This window comes from Candidatus Angelobacter sp. (assembly GCA_035643775.1).
GTDB lineage: Bacteria > Bacteroidota > Bacteroidia > Flavobacteriales > Blattabacteriaceae > DASQPV01.
This window is the reverse complement of sequence record DASQPV010000008.1, coordinates 1-1,021: the sequence shown is the minus strand read 5'-3', so window position 1 is coordinate 1,021 and position 1,021 is coordinate 1. Positions and strand designations below refer to the sequence as shown.

Here is a 1,021-nt window from a genome sequence, read left to right as displayed (position 1 = left end):
ACCGGGCGTGTGAGCCGCCGCCTGATCGGCCGCGTGCTGGCGGTGCGGCTCGGCATTCCGGTGTGGACGGGGCAAACAACTGCAAAGCGATGGGCGCGCGCTGGGGAGCGCCGCCGTCGCCGTCGCCACAGGAGAAGGGCGAACGGGGTTCGAGCCTAGTCGCCCCCGTCATTGATCATGACGGGAATTTCTGAATCTCTGTCGCGGCAAGGCAGCGATGGAGGTGATTCGTGGCCGGGAAAGAGATTGCCGTCAAGAAATACGTGGTCAGGCTCGACGCGGAGGAACGCGATCGACTCAACGAGTTGATTCGCAAAGGCAAGCGTTCCGCCCAGCTGCTGACGAAGGCGCGCATCCTGTTGAAGGCGGACATATCGGATGCGGGCGAAGGCTGGAGCGACAGCCGGATCGCCGCGGCGCTGGACACCAGCATCGCCACTGTCGAGCGGACCAGGCGCCAGCTGGTCGAGGAAGGGTTCGAGGCGGTGTTGGCCCGCAAATACAACTCGAACTCCGCCCGGCGGCGGATTTTCGACGGCGCGGCGGAAGCAAAACTGATCGCGCTGACGCTCTCTCCGGTCCCGGAAGGCTTTGCCAGATGGAGCCTGCGTCTGCTCGAGGAGAAGGTTGTCGAACTGCACATTGTCGAGCGCGCCAGCGACAACACGATCGGGCGGACGCTAAAAAAAACATTCTCAAGCCGCATCGCAAGCAGCAATGGGTGATTCCGCCCGACGCCAACGCGGCGTTTGTCGCCACCATGGAAGACGTCCTGGAAGTCTATCAGCGACCGCACGATCCGCAGCGCCCGCTCGTGTGCCTCGACGAAACCTCGAAGCAGCTGATCATCGACACGCGCGCGCCGATCCCCGCCAAACCTGGACAACCAGCGCGTCACGATTACGAATACGAACGCAATGGCGTCGCCAATCTGTTCATGGTGTTCGCGCCGCTGGAAGGCTGGCGGCATGTCAAGGTCACCGACCGCCACACCGCCATCGATTATGCCCACGTGCTCAGG

2 protein-coding genes are annotated in these 1,021 nt (G+C 63.3%); both read left to right on the top strand.

Going from position 1 to position 1,021, the window contains the following annotated elements; all coding sequences use genetic code 11:
• Positions 1-230 precede the first annotated feature (230 nt).
• Positions 231-725 (top strand): helix-turn-helix domain-containing protein, encoded by a 495-nt coding sequence (locus VE128_00060; protein ID HZD83950.1) that lies wholly within the window; start codon positions 231-233, stop codon positions 723-725.
• Positions 722-1,021 (top strand): IS630 family transposase (locus VE128_00055; protein HZD83949.1); only part of this gene is annotated, 300 nt, incomplete at its 3' end. The genes VE128_00060 and VE128_00055, both read left to right, overlap by 4 nt.